The organism is Ruegeria sp. CK1, assembly GCF_056536545.1.
This window is the reverse complement of sequence record NZ_JBQFPX010000009.1, coordinates 107,404-123,226: the sequence shown is the minus strand read 5'-3', so window position 1 is coordinate 123,226 and position 15,823 is coordinate 107,404. Positions and strand designations below refer to the sequence as shown.

Genomic DNA, 15,823 nt, shown 5'->3' with positions numbered 1-15,823 from the left:
ACCGGCCCGGACCTTCCATACAATTCAAGGACCAGAGATATGGCCCCTAAAGTACTCGTATCTGACAAGCTCAGCGAAACCGCCGTGCAGATTTTCCGCGATCGCGGCATTGACGTGGATTTCATGCCCGATCTGGGTAAAGACAAAGACAAACTGGCCGAGGTGATCGGCCAATACGACGGCCTTGCCATTCGGTCGGCCACCAAGGTCACGCCGACCATTCTAGAGAAGGCCGGCAAGCTGAAAGTGATCGGTCGTGCCGGAATCGGCACCGACAATATCGACAAGGAAGCGGCGTCGAAAAAAGGTGTGATCGTGATGAACACGCCGTTCGGTAACATGATCACCACCGCTGAACATGCGATTGCGATGATGTTTGCAGTAGCACGTCAAATCCCCGAGGCTTCTACCTCGACCCATGCGGGCAAATGGGAAAAGTCTAAGTTCATGGGCATTGAGTTGACCAACAAAACCCTCGGCGTCATCGGTGCGGGCAACATTGGCGGTATTGTCTGTGAACGCGCGCTTGGCCTGAAGATGAAGGTTGTCGCCTATGATCCTTATCTGGGCGAAGAGAAAGCAGCGCAAATGGGTGTCGAAAAAGTCGAACTGGACGAGCTGTTGGCCCGCGCCGACTTCATCACATTGCACGTGCCGCTGACCGATCAAACGCGCAATATCCTGAGCCGCGAGAACCTCGCCAAGACCAAGCCGGGTGTGCGCATAATCAACTGCGCGCGTGGCGGTTTGGTGGACGAAGAGGCACTGGCCGAAGCCCTGCAATCTGGGCATGTTGCAGGCGCGGCCTTTGACGTGTTCAGCGAAGAGCCGGCCAAGGAAAATGCCCTGTTCAACCTGCCCAACGTAGTCTGTACGCCGCATTTGGGTGCGGCAACGACCGAGGCGCAAGAAAACGTGGCGCTGCAGGTGGCTGAACAGATCTCGAACTACCTGCTGACCGGGGCGGTGGAAAACGCGCTGAACATGCCCAGCGTCACAGCCGAAGAGGCCAAAGTCATGGGGCCGTGGATCAAACTGGCCGGACATCTGGGCAGCTTTATAGGTCAGATGACGGATGAACCGATCAAGGCGATTAACATCCTCTATGACGGTGTGGCATCGACCATGAACCTTGCGGCGCTGAACTGTGCTGTGGTCGCGGGCATCATGAAAAAGTTCAATCCCGAGGTGAACATGGTCTCGGCGCCGGTCGTGGCTAAAGAACGTGGGATTCAGTTGTCGACTACCAATCAGGACAAATCCGGTGCGTTCGAAGGTTATATTAAAGTGACGGTAGTGACTGAAAAGCGTGAACGGTCCATCGGTGGCACGGTGTTCAGCGACGGCAAGCCGCGCTTTATCCAGATCAAAGGTATCAATATCGATGCCGAGATCGGTGCGCATATGCTCTACACCACCAACGAAGATGTGCCGGGCATCATCGGTGCGCTGGGCCAGACCATGGGTGAGAATGATGTGAACATCGCCAACTTTACCCTTGGCCGGTCCGAGGCGGGCGGTGAGGCGATCGCATTGCTTTACGTGGACGAGCCGGTGCCGGCAGAGGCACGCGCTAAACTGGCGGAAACCGGTTTGTTCACCCAGATCAAACCATTGGAATTCGACGTCGCCTAATTGGTGTTGATTTCCTGAGACAATTTGTACCCGTGCCCTTCAAGGCGCGGGTATTTTCTTTTCCCGCTCTGTAATTCGCGCCACAAGCATGGTGTTCGCTTTGCCTGAGGGTTTTTCATGACGTCCCCCATTTACGCCATCGGCGATATTCACGGTCAGTTGGAAATGCTGGAAAACGCGCTGCGCCTGATCGAACAGGATGGCGGTCCGGATGCGCGCATTGTTTTCCTTGGTGACTATGTCGACCGTGGACCGGACAGCCGCGGCGTTCTGAACCAATTGGTCGCCGGTCAACAGGCGAGGCGGAATTGGATCTTTTTGCTTGGAAATCATGACAGGATGTTCGCGCGCTTCATGCGTGACGGGTCCACCGCGGAGGCTAAGCTGAGGGTGGGTGAGCATTGGTTGCATGACCGATTGGGCGGAACTGAAACGCTGGCCTCATATGGAGTCGATTTCCCGCCGGACGAGCGAATTCACCGAATACTTGACCGTGCCCGTGACGTAGTGCCGCCAGAGCATGTCGAGTTTCTGAACAGTTTGCTGCCATACCATCTTGAGGAAGACGTATTGTTTGTCCATGCTGGTATCCGCCCCGGTGTGCCGCTGATCGATCAGACCCAAGATGACTTGGTCTGGATACGAAAAGAGTTTCTGGACGATCCCCGTCAACACCCATGGTTGGTCGTGCATGGTCATACAGTCGTGCAGCAGGCGAAACACTATGGAAACCGGATTAACCTTGACGGTGGCGCGGGCCGGGGGCGACCGCTGGTGCCGGCGGTGTTTGAAGGCCGGGATTGTTGGCTGTTGACCGAAAGTGGCCGGGCGCAGTTGATGCCTACCCAGCCGTAAACATGTCCTTATAGTCTTCACGCAGCACGTTCTTTTGCACCTTGCCCATCGTGTTGCGGGGCAACTCGTCCAGCACGATCAGCTTGCGGGGATGTTTGAAGCGGGCCAGCGCGGTCTGCACATTGGCCAGAATGGCATCAAGGCCCAGTGTCCGACCAGGTTCGGGCACCAGAATGCCCAGAACGGTCTCACCAAAATCTGGATGCGGCACGCCGATTACCGCGCTTTCCAATACGCCGGGTTGGTCGTCCAGCATTAATTCGATCTCTTTGGGATAGATGTTATAGCCACCTGAGATGATCAGGTCTTTGTCGCGCCCGACGATATGGACATAACCATCCGCATCCACGCGTCCCAGATCGCCGGTGATAAAGAAGCCGTCCTCGCGCAGTTCGGCGGCTGTTTTGTCGGGCATCTGCCAATAGCCTTCGAAAACGTTCGGGCCGCGTACTTCGATCATTCCGATCTCGCCCTGTGGCAACTCGGTCCCTGTATTCGGATCAGTAACTTTAAGTTCAATATCGGGCAGGGGGAACCCAACCGTGCCTGCGCGACGCTCGCCGTCATAGGGGTTCGAGGTGTTCATGTTCGTCTCGGTCATACCGTATCGTTCCAGAATCCGGTGGCCTGTCCGCTTCTCGAACCGTTCATGGGTTTCGGCCAAAAGAGGGGCCGAACCTGAGATGAACACGCGCATGTGTCGGCTCAAATCTCTGCTAAAGCGCTCGTCGTCCAGCAGGCGAGTGTAGAATGTCGGAACGCCCATCATTGACGTGGATTGGGGCATCAGGCGCAGCATGTCTTCAAGATCGAACTTAGGCATAAAGATCATCGAGGCACCTGAGGACAACACCACATTCGTCGCGACGAACAGCCCGTGCGAGTGAAAGATAGGCAGCGCATGCAATAGCACATCTTCGCCGGTGAAACGCCATTCTTTAACCAGCGTTTCGGCATTTGAAAGCAAGTTCTTTTGCGTCAGCATCGCGCCCTTGGACCGCCCCGTAGTGCCAGAGGTGTAAAGGAACGCAGCCAGATCATCCTCTGTTCGTTTCACGGGTTCCATCGCGGGAAGCATCCCCAAAGCCCGCCGCATTAGGCTACCCGAGCCATCCGCGTTCAAGGTTTCCAACCGCGCATTTTGGGCCGTGGCAATAGGGGCAAGCCCCTCGGCCTTTGATGCGTCGCAGACGACCAGTTTCGCGCCGCTGTTTTCGATGAAGTAGGTTAACTCGGTTGTTGTGTATCCCGTGTTCAACGGCAGAAAAATCAGACCAGTCTGCGCGCAGGCGGCATAAAGCGCCAACGCCTCGGGAGCTTTTTCAACCTGCACCGCGACGCGTTCACCCGGCTCCAGCTCATACCCAGTCAGTGCGTTTGCAATCTGGGCGGCCATGTCCAGGAAGTTTGAATGAGTCAGGGTTTGGCCGTCCGGCAAATGCAGAAATGGCGTGTCCTTGCCCGCGTGAATGCCAAATAGTCGGTCATAAAGCGGGTTGCCCATATCGTTCGTCCTATGTGCCTGCTCAATCCATGGTGAATCTGTATTGGATTGGATGGTGGGTAAAGCAGAAATCGGCAAAAGGTCAGAATTGCGTGGTCATGCGATAGCCGGCAGCAAAGAACATCTTGGCAAAGGTCACCGGTTTCCCCTGCAGCCATGTGATCCTCTCGCCAGTGAACACCGGCTCACCTTCCGGGACATCCAGAAATCCAGAGACGGTTGCGTCGGCACGACTGGCCAAAAAGCTTAACTCGACATTGGTGAAGGGGACGGTCTGGATCAACCATTCATTCGGACCGATTTCCGAGAAATCCGCCTGCTCGACTTGCGGGACCGATGCTGAAACGATCCAGCGGTCTTCGTACTGAAACGGCGTGTTACCGTTGAAGTGCATGCATCGCACATGCACTACACTTTGCTTCGGTCTCAGTCCCAGACGCGCGCTGAGCCATTCCGGAGCAGGTTCCGAGCCAGAGGAAACCAGCGCATAGCGATAAGTTCCGCCCAATGCCTCGACTTCGTCCCGGACCATGGGGATGCTGAACCGAGCCTGCCGATGCGGCGCGCTGAGTACACGTGTACCGGCCTTTCGGCGGCGTTCCAGATAACCCTCATCTGCCAGTTCCCGCAATGCTCGGTTCACCGTGGTCCGGGTGCAAGAGAATTCGATCGCAAGCTCCTGCTCGTTGGGCAGTAGAGAGTCGGGCCTCCATTCGCCCGACCGGATACGCGTTAGAACGGTTTTCTTGATGTCTTTGTAACTGGTGGTTTCATTGGGTTGGGGCATGGTGGGTGTACCTTTAGACCGCGGCCAACAGGCCCGCAATTGCGGATCTGTAGGCGGGAATGATCCGGTCGCGCGCTACGTGGCGGCCCTGTTTCACCATATGACGCCCGGCAGACCACAGATCGGTCACAAGACCATCGGGCGCGGCAAAACACAGCCCGTCCAGCAGTTGATCATCCGCGAGGGCGCAGAGCGCTGGGTGATTCCGATCGATGGCGACCAGATCGGCCAGCTTGTTTTCGGCTATCTCTCCGGCATCGCGACCAAGGGCCTGTGCACCGCCCTGCGCCGCGCCCGTGTAAAGCGCATGTCCGACTGAGCCTTCACCAATGACCAGAACCGCGCGCTCACGGTTGTGCAGGCGCTGGGAGTATTCCAGAGTGCGGAGCTCTTCTGGAAGAGAAATCCTTATATTAGAGTCTGAGCCCACGCCAAACCGACCTTTTTCAGCGATGTATGTGACGCCGTTGAAAATACCGTCGCCCAGATTGGCTTCGGTGATCGGACACAACCCGGCGACTGCGTTGGACCGTGCCAAACCCTGGGTCTCGGCGTCTGTCATATGGGTGGCGTGGATCAAACACCATCTTGCGTTGACCTCGGCATTGTCCAGCAGCCAAGCCACGGGGCGTAGTCCCAGCGCTGATTGAACGTCGGCGACTTCCTTTGTTTGTTCGGCAATATGGATATGTATGGGGCCTTCGGGTGTGGCCTGAAGAACCTTGGACAGATCGGAAGGAGTCGTTGCGCGCAGGGAATGTGGTGCAATCCCCAATCTAGTGTCTTCGTGCGGAAGAACAGCACGGCATTCCTCTGTCAGTTTCAGAAACCGGTCCACGTCATTGCCAAACCTTAGCTGTCCACCTGAAAGCGCCTCCTGCGCGACGCCACCGTAACTGTAGAGCACGGGCAGGTGCGTCAATCCCATACCTGTCTGCTCAGCTGCGCTAAAGATCCGCTGACTGAGATCTGATAGGTGATCATAAGGACTGCCGCCGGGTTGATGGTGGACATAGTGAAACTCACCGACCGAAGCGTAGCCGGCCTCTTGCATCTCCATGAAAACCAGCGCGGCGATGGCTTCGATTAGCTCGGGCGTCAGGTTGTCCAGAAACCGATACATGAGGTTCCGCCATGACCAGAAACTCTCGCGTCCAGCCATTCGGGTTTCGGTCATGCCAGCCATGGCCCGTTGGAAAGAGTGGCTATGGAGGTTTCCCAGAGCCGGCAAAAGAACATCCACCTGCGTGTCATCAGGTGATGCTGTCGCTTCTATCTGCAGCTTGCTGATGCGTCCGTGGACGATTTCGATCCGAACATTGTGAACCCATTTAGAGCCTAATAAGGCTGTTTTAGCGTGAATAAACATCTGGCTCTCATAATGTGTAGACTTTATTGTTTTTCACATATACGAAAAAATCAAACAAGAGGGGAGCTGAAAAGAATCGCCATGACCAAAAATACGGTCTTAACCAGCGCCAGAGTTGCAACGATGGCCGAGGGGGATGCGCCCTATGGGCTGTGCCAAGACGCTGCGATTGTCCTGGAAGGGGCAGAGATTGCATGGGTCGGAAAACAGCAGGATATGCCTTCCCATCTTGCCGACTGGCCGGTTCAAGACTTTGGCGATCGATTGATCACTCCGGGCCTCATCGACGCGCACAGCCATGTAGTGTTCGGTGGCAACCGCGCGGCCGAGTTCGAAATGCGTCTGAACGGGGCCTCGTATGAAGAGATTGCACGGGCCGGCGGTGGGATATTGTCCACGGTAAAGGCCACGCGGCAAGCTAGCGAAGAGGCGTTGCTAGCGGACGCACTGACCAGAGTGGATGCGTTGATTTCGGAAGGTGTTTGTACCCTTGAGGTCAAGTCCGGCTACGGTTTGGACATAGAAACTGAGTTGAAAATGCTGCGTGTGGCGCGACAGATCGGCAAAATCCGCCCGATCCGAGTCAAAACCAGTTTTCTGGGCGCGCATGCGGTGCCGCCAGAGTTTGCATCGCGACCGGATGACTATATCCGCGAGGTCTGCATCCCGGCTCTGCGTATTGCCCATAAACAGGGCCTTGTAGACGCCGTTGACGGGTTCTGCGAGGGGATCGCGTTTACTCCCTCGCAGATTGCGCAAGTCTTTGACGTGGCTCATGAATCGGGTCTACCGGTGAAATTGCATGCCGAGCAGCTTTCCAACTTAGGTGGCGCGCGACTTGCGGCATCGTACGCGGCCTTGTCAGCGGATCACATCGAGTATCTGGACGCAGATGGTGTTTCAGCGATGGCAGAAGCCGGAACGGCCGCTGTACTGCTGCCTGGTGCGTTCTACACTTTGCGCGAAACTCAGGTGCCGCCTGTTGACCTGCTGCGGCAGCATCAAGTGCCAATCGCGTTGGCGACAGACTGCAATCCCGGCTCTTCGCCGCTGACATCGCTGTTACTGACAATGAACATGGGCTGCACCTTTTTTCGCCTGACACCCGAAGAAGCCTTGGCCGGGGTCACCCGAAACGCGGCACGTGCGCTAGGGATGGGCGGCCACGGCACCATCGAGCCCGGACAACAAGCTGATCTTGCGGTTTGGAATGTCACGCATCCGGCCGAGCTGTCGTATCGCGTCGGGTTTAACCCTCTGCACAAACGCCTTTTTGGAGGGGAGGTATGACGTCTTTGATTTTGAAGCCCGGTCAGGTCACGCTTTCACAATTGGCCGAAATCTATTGGGATCAGCCAGCGGTAACGCTGGACCCTGACTGTAGGCCCGCGGTCGAGGCAGCGGCCCAACGCATCCGAACAGCAGCACAGGGTGTGGACCCTGTTTATGGCGTCAACACCGGGTTCGGTAAACTGGCAAGTCACAAGATTGCCCCCGAGGACACCTCGACACTGCAGCGCAATCTGATCCTCAGCCATTGTTGTGGTGTCGGACCTGCCGTGCCCCGGCGCTTGGCCCGTTTAATGATGACGCTCAAGCTGTTGTCATTCGGTCGTGGGGCTTCGGGTGTGCGTTGGGAATTGATCGAACTGTTGCAACAGATGCTGGCCCGAGGTGTTACCCCAGTGATCCCGGCGCAAGGGTCTGTTGGCGCTTCGGGCGATCTTGCTCCGCTCGCCCATATGACCGCCGTAATCATCGGCGCAGGAGAGGCAGAGGTTAACGGAGACATCTTGCCCGGAGGTCAAGCACTAAAAACCGTAGGTTTAGAGCCTATCCAGCTGGGCCCAAAGGAAGGGCTGGCCTTTATCAACGGCACACAGTTCTCAACCGCTTTTGCTCTGGCGGGTTTGTTCGAAGCCTGGCGCGCGGCGCAAAGTGCCCTGGTTATTTCGGCCTTGTCGACGGATGCCATCATGGGGTCCACGGCACCTTTACGAGCAGAAATTCATACCTTGCGCGGCCATCGCGGCCAAACCGAGGCCGCCCGCGCCATGCGTTCGGTGTTGGGCGGGTCAGAAATTCGGGAAAGCCACCGCGAGGGCGACACCCGCGTGCAGGACCCATATTGTATCCGTTGTCAGCCCCAGGTCACCGGCGCAGCGATGGACGTTATGCGTCAGGCTGCCGCCACGCTGGAGGTTGAGGCCAACGCGGCCACGGATAACCCTTTGGTTATTGAGGACGGGATTGTATCGGGCGGGAATTTCCACGCCGAACCGGTGGGATTCGCGGCAGACATGATCGCGCTTGCACTGTCTGAGATCGGCGCCATCGCACAGCGTCGCATCGCGCTGATGGTAGATCCGGCGCTGAGCTTTGACTTGCCGCCGTTCCTAACCCCCGAACCCGGGCTGAATTCGGGCTTGATGATCGCCGAGGTGACGACAGCTGCTCTGATGAGTGAAAACAAGCACCTTGCAAACCCATGCGTCACGGACAGCACGCCTACCTCAGCCAATCAAGAGGATCACGTTTCAATGGCCGCGCACGGCGCACGCCGTCTGACCCGGATGGTCGAGAACCTGACTTACATTCTGGGTGTTGAACTTCTGTGTGCAGCGCAAGGCGTAGAGTTTCGAGCTCCGTTGAAAACCAGTGATCCGTTGCAAGAAGTCATTGCCCGGCTGAGGTTGGATATCCCGACTTTGACGGATGATCGTTATTTGGCACCAGAACTGGAGACTGCAAAGCAGCTGGTTGCCGAAGCTACAATACTGAATGCCGTAGGTACGCCTATGCCGGAGCTGATGTAATGAAGGTGGTTTCAGTGCAACAAGGGGACGGCCCTATTGTGATGGGACAACCCCATGGCGGAACCTTTGTGCCGGATGACATCGCTGCGCGCCTCAATAAAAACGGACGAGCACTGGCAGATACAGATTGGCACATAAACAGGCTCTATAATGGGCTTTTAGACAAAGTTTCGGTGGTTCAGTCCCACGTCCACCGCTACGTCATTGACGCCAATCGCGATCCGAATGGTGTCTCATTATACCCAGGTCAAAACACAACGACTTTGGTGCCGCTGACGGATTTCGACGGGCAAGCGATATGGGAAGATGGCCAAGCGCCGTCTGGGGACGAAATCGAACACAGACGACAAACCTACCATGCGCCGTATCATGCCGCGCTGGCGGAAGAGATCCAGCGCGTTCGTGACCGTTTTGGGGTGGTGGTTTTGTTTGATTGCCATTCAATCCGAAGCCGTATTCCGTTTTTGTTCGACGGAATTTTGCCCGACATGAATATAGGAACGGATGGCGGCGCAACCTGCGCGCCAGAAATCGAGTCTATTACGCATGAATTCGCGAGTTCCTCACCCTACACCACCGTTTTGAACGGACGGTTCCGTGGCGGTTGGGCCACTCGTCACTACGGTCGTCCAGTCGACGGGATGCACGCCATTCAGATGGAATTGGCCCAGTCCACCTATCTGTCAGCCGAAGCCGAACCTTGGACCTATAACCCCGCCAAAGCCGACCGCCTGCGCCGCTGGCTGCGTGACATATTGGACGCCATCCAAGACACTGCATTGGAGCTTACGCCATGAACGACCCTCGTAAGAACACCCGAGATATTTATCCACCGACCGGCCCAGAGCTGAACGCCAAAAGTTGGGTGACCGAAGCGCCGCTGCGGATGTTGATGAACAATCTGCACCCTGATGTGGCCGAGAACCCGCATGAACTGGTTGTTTATGGCGGCATCGGTCGGGCCGCGCGCACGTGGAAAGACTTCGACACTATTGTGGCCGGTTTGAAGGATTTGGAAGAGGACGAAACCTTGATCGTTCAGTCCGGCAAACCGGTGGCGATCATCCGCACCCATAAAGACGCGCCGAGGGTGCTGATCGCGAATTCGAATCTCGTACCCCATTGGGCTACTTGGGATCACTTCAACGAGCTCGATAAAAAGGGCTTGATGATGTATGGCCAGATGACCGCTGGCTCGTGGATATATATCGGTACGCAAGGCATCGTTCAGGGCACATATGAGACTTTTGCCGAGGCGGGGCGCCAGCACTATGGCGGTGATCTGACCGGCAAGTGGATTCTGACTGGCGGACTTGGCGGAATGGGTGGCGCGCAGCCACTGGCAGCAGTGTTTGCAGGGGCTTGCTGCCTAGCGGTCGAATGTAACCCGGACAGCATCGATTTCCGCCTGCGGACCAAGTATCTGGACGAAAAGGCCGAGACGCTGGACGAAGCGCTTGAGATGATTGACCGCTGGACCAAGGCAGGTGAGGCGAAATCAGTGGGCCTGCTGGGCAATGCGGCTGAGGTCTTTCCCGAGATTTACCGCCGCATGGCCGCAGGCGGAATGCGCCCTGATGTCGTCACCGACCAGACCAGCGCCCATGACCCGATCAATGGCTACCTGCCATTGGGATGGACCATGGCGCAGTGGCGCGACAAGCGAGAAACAGACCCTAAAACAGTCGAAAAAGCAGCTCGTGTCTCGATGAAACAGCATGTGTCCGCGATGGTTGATTTTTGGAATGCGGGTGTGCCCACGCTGGATTACGGCAATAACATCCGGCAAGTCGCGCAGGATGAAGGGCTCGAGAATGCTTTTGCTTTTCCCGGTTTCGTTCCCGCGTATATCCGCCCGCTGTTCTGCAAAGGGATAGGCCCCTTCCGGTGGTGCGCTTTGTCTGGTGACCCCGAAGACATCTATAAGACAGACGCCAAGATGAAAGAATTGTTCCCTGAGAACGAACATCTGCATCGTTGGCTTGACATGGCACAGGAACGCATTGCGTTTCAGGGTCTGCCCGCGCGTATTTGCTGGATTGGGCTGGGCGACCGTCACCGCGCTGGGTTGGCTTTCAACGAAATGGTGGCCAATGGTGAGTTGAAGGCACCCGTGGTGATTGGGCGTGACCACCTGGACAGTGGTTCAGTTGCCAGTCCCAACCGTGAAACCGAGGCGATGTTGGACGGGTCCGACGCGGTCAGTGACTGGCCGTTGCTGAACGCCCTGATAAACACTGCTAGCGGCGCGACATGGGTCTCGTTGCATCACGGTGGTGGCGTTGGCATGGGATTTAGCCAACACGCAGGTGTAGTAATTTGTGCCGACGGAACCGAGGACGCCGCTCGACGGTTAGAGCGCGTTTTGTGGAACGATCCGGCCTCGGGCGTGTGGCGGCACGCGGATGCGGGGTATGAGATCGCCAAAGATTGTGCGCGAGAGCATGGTTTACGCCTGCCCGGGATACTCGGCTAAACGCATCAATCTGTCTCTGGTGAATTGGCGGCCCCTGCGCTATGCGCGGGGGAGCTTGCTGGAGATCGAAGATGTACGTAGCCACCCTGTTGACCAACCCGACCAAACCAAAGCTTGAGCAGGCACTGATCGAGTCGCTGCGCAATGCTTGGGGTGGCGGTGAAGTGGCGTGGCTTAGCCCGAATGAGGCGGCCGAATTTACTTTCGCCGAGCTGCCTGACAATCAATGGGATGTCTGGGCCGAGCTGCAGCTTCTGGAGGTTGACCTGGTGGTGCAGCCCTTCGGCAATCGCCGCAAGCAGATGTTGCTGGCCGATATGGACAGCACAATGATCCAGCAAGAATGCATTGACGAGCTGGCCGATGAGGCGGGCGTTGGCGACCGGGTCAAGGATATCACCGCGCGGGCGATGAATGGCGAGCTGGATTTCGAAGGCGCGCTGACCGAACGTGTTGGCCTGCTAAAGGGGTTGGACGAGTCGGTCATCGACAAGGTTCTGGATGAACGCATCACCCTGATGCCTGGCGGCAAGGAACTGGTTGCAACCATGCGCGTGAACGGGGGATATGCTGCGCTGGTCTCGGGCGGTTTTACGGCTTTTACCGCTAAAGTGGCCGATACTTTGGGTTTCGACGAAAACCGCGCCAACACGCTGCTGGCCGAGGAAGGTAAGCTAACCGGCGATGTGCAGCATCCGATTTTGGGTAAACAGGCCAAGGTGGACGCATTGGAACAAATCACCAAGCGGCTGGGTCTGTCCGAGTCTGATGTCATCGCAGTGGGCGACGGCGCCAATGATCTGGGCATGCTGGATCGGGCCGGAACCGGCGTCGCGCTGCACGCCAAGCCTTCGGTCGCGGCCAAATGCGATATCCGAGTGAATCACGGAGATCTGACAGCGCTGTTGTATCTGCAAGGCTATTCAAAGAACGGGTTTTTCGAACAGACGTGACCTTGTTGATGGCGTGTGGCGCTTGTCGGGATTTTAGTTAACGTCTTCTGCTAGAATACTTTTGTTGTAATGCAACTGGATTCCAGTGCCGCTCAAGTTCTTCCTCACGATATCCGAGCTTGGTTGCAAGATCGAAGACTGCATCTAGCAATTTCTGATTTACTGAATCAACAGTCGTCGGGAGGATTTTCTGCGACTTGTCGACCGGTTGTGACGTTACATTGTAATCAGCTTTCCCAACGTTCCCCGAAAATTCCGGGGGCGTCGAAAAATTTGGCGGGAAATAGTCCGGTCTCAAAGGCTCGTGCTCAACAACTGTTTCAAACAAAGATTTTTTTGCAGGATTGACGCAATGTTTTGAGGAGAGATGAGATCAGTTGAGAGAAGCAAAAGGTCGTTAGCCATCTTGGTTCCTGTGCACACTATTGGGGCGGCGATGGCGCTCTGATTGTGAGAAAGCAATTGCTAAAAACAGAACACTGCTGTTCGCAAACCTATGAGCCCGGTTTGTTTTAACAGGTGCTTTCTTTAGCTAAAGACGAGTACAGAACGCTAATTTGGTATTCCATTTATTTAACTTTAATGTTAAATAATACCTATGACTGAGGTAATAAACGCATTTTCTGCTTTGTCTGACGCCACAAGGTTCTCGATTATCGAGCAATTGATGCAAGACGGAGAGCTGCCCGCCGGTGATTTGATCGAGGGGCGCGGCATATCCGGGGCTGCGATTTCGCGCCATCTGAAGGTGCTGCGTGAAGCTGGTCTGGTTCAGCAGCGGGTGCAAGGCACACAGCGGATGTATTCGATCCGACCCGATGGGCTGAGAGCGATTGCCGAATGGACCATCTCGAAACGACAATTCTGGGAAAGCAGCCTTGATCGCCTGAATGACTTGATTGAAAGGGAAAATTCATGGCCGACCTGAAGCTTGAACGTGCGTTTCCCACAACACCCGAGAATCTGTTCGCTTGGATCAGCGATGGCGCGAAACTGTTGCAGTGGTGGGGACCGGAAGGGATGCATGTGCCCGAGCATGATCTGGATTTCTCGCGGCTTGGCCCGTGGTATTCGGTCATGGTGAATGCTGATGGGCAACGGTACAAGGTGTCGGGCCACGTCACTCATGTCGACCCGCCCAACTCGGTGGGATTCACATGGGGCTGGCATGATGATCAGGACCAGCGCGGCGCGGAAAGCCATGTGACACTGACAGTTGAACCGGCTGGCGATGGCGCGCGGCTGATATTGTACCACCGCGAGTTGGGCGATGATGAGATCGCAGCGAACCACAATTCAGGTTGGACTTCGTCTTTGCGCAAGCTCGAAGCGCAGTTTTAAGGCTTTTATAAGGGAGGAAGACAAATGCCCCAATTTCTATTTGTTTATCACGGCGGACACACTCCGACAGACCCCGCTGAAATCGAAGCGACCATGGCAGCCTGGGGCGCGTGGTTTCAGAACATGGGCGCCGCGCTGGACATCCCCGGCAATCCCGTCGGCCAGTCCTACACGGTGAGCCACAGCGGCGTCGTCGATAATGGCGGTGCCAATCCGGCCTCGGGCTTTACTGTCATCAAGGCCGATAGCATTGACGCTGCAACCGAGATGGCCAAGGGATGTCCGATGGTTGTCAACGGTTCTGGTTCCGTTGAAGTGGCCGAAGTGCATCCGATCGAAATGTAACGACCTTAGACGGGAAACCCCGAAGCAGGCTTGATAACGCCGCACTCCAAACCGCGGCGGCTGTACTGAATGGCGTTCATGAATGTGCGGGTGGCCGGGTGTTCGGCTTCCAGCACACCCAGATGCACCAGAAGGGCGGCAATCGCGCATTCACTGGCACGGGTCGTGCCGTCAGTTATCTTCAAAGCAATGCCCATGCGTTTTTCCGGAAGGATTGCGACATAGACCGCCTCGGCCCCAGTCTTGATTGCGGCACGACCATCCATCGCACGCATCAATTCGGTGCAGGCCTTGTTCTCACCAGCGACCAGCTCAGGATGTTTGATCATTGCCGCTGTCAGTTGTGAAGCAGCATCGCTGGCTTGGTCGGACCGGTCTGCGGCGGAGGCAAACCAAGCCATAGATCGCGCCAATCCCGCCAAGGTCGTGGCAAAATTCGGAGCGGAACACCCGTCGATCCCAAAGGCTGGGCTGGTTTCGCCCGTGGTTTCTTCCAGGGCAGACAAACACGCCTTCTGCACGGGGTGATCAATTTCCAGGTACTCCGGCCCAGCACCCATGTGCTGCGTCACGGTCAGAAACCCGCAATGCTTGCCGGAACAGTTGTTGTGAATCTGGCAGGGCGTATCATCTGCCAGAATCAAACCATCGCGTGCCGCCATGTCCTGCGGTTCCTGCGGTCCGCAGCGCAAATCATGTTCGTTCAAGCCTAGATGGTCCAACCATGCAGTCACGCGATCGGTATGAATATGCGCACCGTTGTGCGAGGCACAGGCAAGCGCCAGATGCTCGGTGTTCAATCCGTATTTCGCAGCCGCACCGGATGTGATCAGCGGCAGACCTTGGATCATTTTGGCCGAGGATCGGGGGTAGATCACCGCGTTCGGATCACCCCAGCTTTGCACGATCTGTCCACTGTCGTCGCAGATAACTGCATGGCCCAGATGCAGGCTTTCCAGCAGGGGACCGCGCCACAGTTCTGTCATTGGTATAGGCTGCGTCATCTGGCCCCTCCGTAATATGCGCAAAATTCTGCCAATCGCCCTTTCGCCTGTGGCGAAACCTGCGTTAGTGTGTGTATGTCGACAATCATCGGAATACGCAACTTACAGACGAACCGGCAAGGTCCGCAGGCATTTCCGATGGGTATGAGGTTTTAAGTCGAGCTAGGAGGCTGGACACATGGGATCGAAACTCGTCCGTATGATCGCGGGCTTGTGCATGGCGGGGATGGCCACAACTGCAACCGCTCAGCAGGCGACAAGCACTAACCGCGTGGCGGCCAAGACCGACTGGAGCGTTTTCGTCGAGGATGATCCCACCGAATGCTGGAGCGTGTCCGCCCCGAAGGAGACCGTCAACACGCGCGGCGGTCGGGTGGTTTCGGTGCGCCGCAGCGATATCCTGCTTTTTGTTTTCTACAGACCCAATGCCGAAGTTAAAGGTCAGGTGACCTTTACTGGCGGTTATCCATTTGCCGCTGGATCAACCGTCAATCTTGAAATTGACGGAACAGAGTTCGAACTGATCACCGAAGGCGAATGGGCGTGGCCAGCGACTGAAGGCGAAGATTTGAAGGTGGTCGCCGCCATGAAACGCGGGACCGAGGCAGTACTGACTGCCCGCTCGGAACGTGGAACGCAGACCAAGGACACCTTCTCGCTTCTGGGCTTTACCGCGGCAATCGAAGATGCCGAGACGCGCTGCACCAACTGATTTAAACTGATTTCGAACCGTGGCCC

At 56.4% G+C, this 15,823-nt stretch carries 15 protein-coding genes; 11 read left to right on the top strand and 4 right to left on the bottom strand.

Annotated features, from left to right (window positions below; genetic code table 11):
* The first annotated feature begins 39 nt into the window (after positions 1–39).
* Together serA and ACR0L3_RS17910 are read left to right on the top strand one after the other, a co-directional pair.
* The gene (gene serA, locus ACR0L3_RS17915; protein ID WP_480747129.1) at positions 40–1,635 is read left to right on the top strand and encodes a phosphoglycerate dehydrogenase; all 1,596 of its coding nucleotides are present in this window, start codon (positions 40–42) and stop codon (positions 1,633–1,635) included.
* A 117-nt stretch (positions 1,636–1,752) separates the two neighbouring features.
* On the top strand, positions 1,753–2,490 hold the full coding sequence (locus tag ACR0L3_RS17910) for a metallophosphoesterase family protein (RefSeq protein WP_480747128.1): 738 nt from the start codon (positions 1,753–1,755) through the stop codon (positions 2,488–2,490).
* Here ACR0L3_RS17910 and ACR0L3_RS17905 read toward each other — a convergent pair.
* From ACR0L3_RS17905 to ACR0L3_RS17895, 3 genes are all read right to left on the bottom strand, one after another.
* Positions 2,477–3,994 (bottom strand): malonate--CoA ligase, encoded by a 1,518-nt coding sequence (locus tag ACR0L3_RS17905; protein WP_480747127.1) that lies wholly within the window; start codon positions 3,992–3,994, stop codon positions 2,477–2,479. The genes ACR0L3_RS17910 and ACR0L3_RS17905 overlap by 14 nt on opposite strands.
* An 82-nt stretch (positions 3,995–4,076) precedes the next feature.
* Positions 4,077–4,781 (bottom strand): GntR family transcriptional regulator, encoded by a 705-nt coding sequence (locus ACR0L3_RS17900; RefSeq protein WP_480747125.1) that lies wholly within the window; start codon positions 4,779–4,781, stop codon positions 4,077–4,079.
* 13 nt (positions 4,782–4,794) lie between these two features.
* Positions 4,795–6,150, bottom strand: coding sequence for a formimidoylglutamate deiminase (locus ACR0L3_RS17895; RefSeq protein WP_480747124.1), 1,356 nt, complete (start codon positions 6,148–6,150; stop codon positions 4,795–4,797).
* Between the two features lie 81 nt (positions 6,151–6,231).
* On the opposite strand from ACR0L3_RS17895, the gene hutI reads away from it, so the two are divergent.
* The 8 genes from hutI to ACR0L3_RS17855 all read left to right on the top strand — a co-directional run bounded on the left by hutI (position 6,232) and on the right by ACR0L3_RS17855 (position 14,081).
* The gene (gene hutI, locus ACR0L3_RS17890; RefSeq protein ID WP_480747123.1) at positions 6,232–7,440 is read left to right on the top strand and encodes an imidazolonepropionase; all 1,209 of its coding nucleotides are present in this window, start codon (positions 6,232–6,234) and stop codon (positions 7,438–7,440) included.
* A complete protein-coding gene (gene hutH / locus ACR0L3_RS17885) occupies positions 7,437–8,966 on the top strand; it encodes a histidine ammonia-lyase (protein ID WP_480747122.1) in 1,530 nt (509 codons plus the stop codon). The genes hutI and hutH overlap by 4 nt, the downstream gene beginning before the upstream one ends.
* Positions 8,966–9,763 (top strand): N-formylglutamate deformylase, encoded by a 798-nt coding sequence (gene hutG / locus ACR0L3_RS17880; RefSeq protein WP_480747121.1) that lies wholly within the window; start codon positions 8,966–8,968, stop codon positions 9,761–9,763. Before hutH ends, hutG begins: the two co-directional genes overlap by 1 nt.
* On the top strand, positions 9,760–11,442 hold the full coding sequence (gene hutU / locus ACR0L3_RS17875; protein ID WP_480747120.1) for a urocanate hydratase: 1,683 nt from the start codon (positions 9,760–9,762) through the stop codon (positions 11,440–11,442). Before hutG ends, hutU begins: the two co-directional genes overlap by 4 nt.
* A 71-nt stretch (positions 11,443–11,513) precedes the next feature.
* Positions 11,514–12,395: a phosphoserine phosphatase SerB gene (serB, locus tag ACR0L3_RS17870; RefSeq protein WP_480747119.1), complete on the top strand. Its 882-nt coding sequence runs from the start codon at positions 11,514–11,516 to the stop codon at positions 12,393–12,395.
* 598 nt (positions 12,396–12,993) lie between these two features.
* A complete protein-coding gene (locus tag ACR0L3_RS17865; RefSeq protein ID WP_480747118.1) occupies positions 12,994–13,323 on the top strand; it encodes an ArsR/SmtB family transcription factor in 330 nt (109 codons plus the stop codon).
* Complete coding sequence (locus ACR0L3_RS17860) at positions 13,311–13,736, top strand: SRPBCC family protein (protein WP_480747117.1); 426 nt, start codon at positions 13,311–13,313, stop codon at positions 13,734–13,736. Before ACR0L3_RS17865 ends, ACR0L3_RS17860 begins: the two co-directional genes overlap by 13 nt.
* A gap of 24 nt (positions 13,737–13,760) precedes the next feature.
* On the top strand, positions 13,761–14,081 hold the full coding sequence (locus tag ACR0L3_RS17855) for a YciI family protein (RefSeq protein ID WP_480747116.1): 321 nt from the start codon (positions 13,761–13,763) through the stop codon (positions 14,079–14,081).
* Between the two features lie 5 nt (positions 14,082–14,086).
* Here the strand turns inward: ACR0L3_RS17855 and ACR0L3_RS17850 are convergent, their stop codons facing one another.
* Positions 14,087–15,085, bottom strand: a complete 999-nt coding sequence (locus tag ACR0L3_RS17850; protein ID WP_480747115.1) for an asparaginase — start codon at positions 15,083–15,085, stop codon at positions 14,087–14,089.
* Between the two features lie 178 nt (positions 15,086–15,263).
* Here ACR0L3_RS17850 and ACR0L3_RS17845 point away from each other — a divergent pair, with 178 nt between their 5' ends.
* On the top strand, positions 15,264–15,797 hold the full coding sequence (locus tag ACR0L3_RS17845; protein WP_480747114.1) for an invasion associated locus B family protein: 534 nt from the start codon (positions 15,264–15,266) through the stop codon (positions 15,795–15,797).
* Positions 15,798–15,823 lie beyond the last annotated feature (26 nt).

Bases quoted from the DNA above. Each gene is read 5' to 3' on its own strand.
- serA (WP_480747129.1), top strand. From the start codon at position 40: ATGGCCCCTAAAGTACTCGTATCTGACAAGCTCAGCGAAACCGCCGTG.
- ACR0L3_RS17910 (WP_480747128.1), top strand. From the start codon at position 1,753: ATGACGTCCCCCATTTACGCCATCGGCGATATTCACGGTCAGTTGGAA.
- ACR0L3_RS17905 (WP_480747127.1), bottom strand. From the start codon at position 3,994: ATGGGCAACCCGCTTTATGACCGACTATTTGGCATTCACGCGGGCAAG.
- ACR0L3_RS17900 (WP_480747125.1), bottom strand. From the start codon at position 4,781: ATGCCCCAACCCAATGAAACCACCAGTTACAAAGACATCAAGAAAACC.
- ACR0L3_RS17895 (WP_480747124.1), bottom strand. From the start codon at position 6,150: ATGTTTATTCACGCTAAAACAGCCTTATTAGGCTCTAAATGGGTTCAC.
- hutI (WP_480747123.1), top strand. From the start codon at position 6,232: ATGACCAAAAATACGGTCTTAACCAGCGCCAGAGTTGCAACGATGGCC.
- hutH (WP_480747122.1), top strand. From the start codon at position 7,437: ATGACGTCTTTGATTTTGAAGCCCGGTCAGGTCACGCTTTCACAATTG.
- hutG (WP_480747121.1), top strand. From the start codon at position 8,966: ATGAAGGTGGTTTCAGTGCAACAAGGGGACGGCCCTATTGTGATGGGA.
- hutU (WP_480747120.1), top strand. From the start codon at position 9,760: ATGAACGACCCTCGTAAGAACACCCGAGATATTTATCCACCGACCGGC.
- serB (WP_480747119.1), top strand. From the start codon at position 11,514: ATGTACGTAGCCACCCTGTTGACCAACCCGACCAAACCAAAGCTTGAG.
- ACR0L3_RS17865 (WP_480747118.1), top strand. From the start codon at position 12,994: ATGACTGAGGTAATAAACGCATTTTCTGCTTTGTCTGACGCCACAAGG.
- ACR0L3_RS17860 (WP_480747117.1), top strand. From the start codon at position 13,311: ATGGCCGACCTGAAGCTTGAACGTGCGTTTCCCACAACACCCGAGAAT.
- ACR0L3_RS17855 (WP_480747116.1), top strand. From the start codon at position 13,761: ATGCCCCAATTTCTATTTGTTTATCACGGCGGACACACTCCGACAGAC.
- ACR0L3_RS17850 (WP_480747115.1), bottom strand. From the start codon at position 15,085: ATGACGCAGCCTATACCAATGACAGAACTGTGGCGCGGTCCCCTGCTG.
- ACR0L3_RS17845 (WP_480747114.1), top strand. From the start codon at position 15,264: ATGGGATCGAAACTCGTCCGTATGATCGCGGGCTTGTGCATGGCGGGG.